The sequence below is a fragment of the Saccharopolyspora sp. 6V genome (genome assembly GCF_020176785.1).
In the GTDB taxonomy this organism is placed as follows: Bacteria; Actinomycetota; Actinomycetes; order Mycobacteriales; family Pseudonocardiaceae; genus Saccharopolyspora_C; species Saccharopolyspora_C gregorii.
Genome location: NZ_JAIUKB010000088.1, coordinates 1 through 3,162, shown reverse-complemented (window position 1 = coordinate 3,162; position 3,162 = coordinate 1). Strand labels below are relative to the sequence as shown.

The following is a 3,162-nucleotide window of genomic DNA, read 5'->3' as shown; positions in this document are numbered from 1 at the left end:
GGGGGGCGCCCCGCGCCGCGCCCCCCCCCGCCCCCCCCCCCCCCCCCCCCCCCCCCCCCGGCGGGGGGGGCCCCCCCCCCCCCCCGGGGTGGTGCGGTTCGTCAGTGCTCGTCGTAGTGGTCGTCGTGCGCGGCGTGGCGGTGCCCGTCGTGCAGGTAGTCGGTGTGGTCCCCGTGCGGGATGGCGACGTGGCCGCAGCCGGAGCCGTGCACGTGCGAGTGCCCGTCGTGCGCGACGTGCTCGGTCTGCTCGCACTCGTCGTAGTGGTCGTCGTGAGCGCGGTGCAGGTGCCCGTCGTGCACGTAGTCGGTGTGGTCGCCGTGCGGGACGGCCACGTGCCCGCAATCCGGTCCGTGCGCGTGCTGGTGGTCGGTGTGCTGGGCGTGAGCGGTGGTCATGAAAACCTCGCAACTGCGTTTCGTTCGGACACGACCGCCGGATGGAGCAACCTTCCGGCCCCCGTCACATTAGTGGGCGCGCATGTGTCGGCAACTCGGCGAACGCGACGCGGGGCCGGCGGGTGGTCCGCCGGGGCCGCGTCCTCGATCGATCCGGGGTCAGGCCTGCACGCCGCTGAGCTCGTTGGGCGCGGCGGGCAGCTGCCCGGTCGCGGTCTTCTCGCCGGTGGCGAGGTCGATCGCGTGGATCACCTTCTCGCCCGGGTCGGTGACGTAGGCGGTGCCGCCGCGGACGAACAGCGCGGGCCGCGGCTGCTGCCACTCCAGCGGCTCCTGCCAGGACCCGGTGACCGGGATGGTCCGCACGACGCGTCCCGCGGCCGGGTCGATGACGCGGAGGCCGCCGTCGGTGCCGAGCACCAGCGCTTCGCCCTGCGGGCCGCGGGCCAGCGACCGGAAGGTGTAGCTGGTGCCGAGGTCGACCAGCTTCAGCGAGCCGGTGGCGGTGTCGATGAGCGAGACCTGCTCGGGGCGCTCCAGCTCGGCGTCCTCGTCCTGCTTGTAGTCGCCGAGGACCACGGGGGAGTGCTCGGAACCGGCCTGGTTGCCGATCCGGCCGTACTCGGTGGGGCTGTGGATCTTCGTGATCTTCCCGTCCCGGTAGAGCACCGCGCCGTCCTCGCAGCCGACGACGACGGCACCGCCCTGCGCGGTCGCCTCGCCGTGCACGCCGGGGCAGTCCTCGTTGCGGGCGATCTCCTTCCGGTCCGCGTCGAGCACGACGATGCCGACCCGCTCGTCCTCGTTGCCGAGGGTGGTGAGCAGTTCGCCGCCCTCCAGCTCGACGGCGACGCCGTGGTGCGGTTCGGCGGTGGTGTGGTGCTCGGTGGCGGGTTTCCCGTCGCCGAGCTGCGCCGGGTCGAAGGAGGTGACCTCCCCGGTGCCGTCGCTGAACAGCACGGTGCGGCCGGCGTGGCGTACGACGTGGCCGGGCTTCGCGCCGGGGAACTTCACGTCGGTCAGCTCGGGGTGCGCGGCGTCGAGCAGCTGGAAGCCCTCGGAGGTGGAGACGACCACGTGCTCGTCGTCGCCCGCGGGGTTGAGCCGGTTGAACCCGGGCAGCGGGAGGTCCGCGGCGACCTGGAGGGTGCGGCCGTCGAGCACCCAGATGCCGCCGTCGTAGCTCGCCACGATCGGTTCCGGCACCGGCGGGCCCGTCGGCGGTTCCGCCACGGGTTCCGGCGAGGGGGCGGCGCAGGCGCCGAGCACCAGCGCCGCGGCGGCGATGCTCGCGATCTTGCTGGAGGAAGGCATGATCGGTCCTCTTCTCTCGTGCGGTAGGAGGTTCGCGCGCCGGGTCATCCGGCGAGTCCGGTGGCGATGGCGTCGGCGTTGGCCCGCGCCATCTCCAGGTAGGTCGCGGCGCCGCCACCGGGCGGGCTCAGCGATTCGGAGAACAGCGGCACCACCCGCACGTCCAGCCCCGCCTGGTCGGCGAGCGCGCGGGCGAGCCGGTCGGGCTGCGAGGAGTCCGCGAACACGGCCCGCACCCCGGCGGCGCGCACGGCTCCGGCGAGGTCGGCGAGGTCGGCGGCGCTGGGGGAGGCCAGCGTGGTCCCGCTGGGGATGACCGCGCCGATCACCTCGAAGTCGTAGCGCTGCGCGAGGTAGCCGAACACGTGGTGGTTGGTGACGAGCTTGCGTCGTTCGGCGGGCAACTCGGCGAAGCGCCGCGCCGTCTCGCCGTCGAGCGCCTCGACCTCGCCCCGGTAGCGGTCCGCGTTGGCCCGCACCACCGCCGGGTCGACGCCGTCGACGTGCTCGACGACCTGCTGCGCGATGAGGTCGACGGCCTCGGCGACGCGGCTCGGGTCGGTCCAGAAGTGCGGGTCGGCCTGGCCGCGGGATTCGTCGCCGGTGTAGTCGATCGGGTCGACGCGTTCGGCGACGGGCAGGGTGGCGACCCCGGCGCCGCGGGCGGCGTCGACGGTGCGCTGCACGCCTTCTTCGAGCCCGAGCCCGTTGTGCACGACGAGTTCGGCGAGCTCCAGCTCCGCGGCCTGCTGCGCGGAGATCCCGAACGAGTGCGGGTCGGCGCCGGGGCGCATCAGCACCGACACCTCGGCCTGGTCGCCGACGACGTTGCGGGTGATGTCGCCGAGGATGTTGGTGGTCACCACGATCTCGGCGCGCTGCGCGGAACCGGTGCAGGCGGTGAGGCCGAGCAGCGCGGCGAGCACCGCGACGGCGGCCGTGAGCCGGGCGCTCATCGGCCGGTCTCCACCACGTGCGTGGCCTGCCCGCCGAGCTCGAACCGGCGGGCCTGGCGCAGCGAGTCGTTGTAGTCGATCTCGTGCACGGTGCCGGTGGCGACGTCGTTGACGTAGGCGCGGGAGGTGTCCACCAGGATCACCGGCAGCGGTCCGGCCGGGTCCACCGGCCGCGCGGTGACGCGGGTTTCCGCGGTCTGCTCCCCGGTTTCCGGGTCGTGGGCGTGCAGCACGCCGTCGGCGGTGAGCGCCAGCAGCGGGCCGCCCTCGCCGACGGCGTTCACCGCGACGGCCGGCCCGGTCTCGGCGTAGGTCCAGGCGCGGTCACCGACGTCGAGCGACCAGGTGCCGCGGTCGCCCGCGCGGGCGGCGAGGGTGGAGCTGCCGGGGCGCTGCTGGAAGTCGCGGGCGCGGTGGCCCCCCCCCCCCCCCCGCCGGGTGGGGGGATTATAGCCCGGGGAGGCGGGCTCGGGCGCGGCGCCCCCGCCACCCCG

At 74.8% G+C, this 3,162-nt stretch carries 3 protein-coding genes and 1 pseudogene; all 4 read right to left on the bottom strand.

The window, feature by feature from the left end; translation table 11 throughout:
- Positions 1-101 precede the first annotated feature (101 nt).
- The gene (locus tag LCD35_RS17790) at positions 102-398 is read right to left on the bottom strand and encodes a hypothetical protein (protein WP_224962598.1); all 297 of its coding nucleotides are present in this window, start codon (positions 396-398) and stop codon (positions 102-104) included.
- 159 nt (positions 399-557) lie between these two features.
- Positions 558-1,712, bottom strand: coding sequence for a zinc metallochaperone AztD (gene aztD / locus LCD35_RS17785; protein WP_225044490.1), 1,155 nt, complete (start codon positions 1,710-1,712; stop codon positions 558-560).
- 44 nt (positions 1,713-1,756) lie between these two features.
- On the bottom strand, positions 1,757-2,668 hold the full coding sequence (gene aztC / locus LCD35_RS17780) for a zinc ABC transporter substrate-binding protein AztC (protein WP_225044489.1): 912 nt from the start codon (positions 2,666-2,668) through the stop codon (positions 1,757-1,759).
- Positions 2,665-3,162: pseudogene (locus LCD35_RS17775) on the bottom strand (PQQ-like beta-propeller repeat protein); the annotation flags it as partial. The gene aztC and the pseudogene LCD35_RS17775, both read right to left, overlap by 4 nt.

Excerpts from the sequence above, each read along its gene's own strand:
- LCD35_RS17790 (WP_224962598.1), bottom strand. The coding sequence starts at position 398 with ATGACCACCGCTCACGCCCAGCACACCGACCACCAGCACGCGCACGGA.
- aztD (WP_225044490.1), bottom strand. The coding sequence starts at position 1,712 with ATGCCTTCCTCCAGCAAGATCGCGAGCATCGCCGCCGCGGCGCTGGTG.
- aztC (WP_225044489.1), bottom strand. The coding sequence starts at position 2,668 with ATGAGCGCCCGGCTCACGGCCGCCGTCGCGGTGCTCGCCGCGCTGCTC.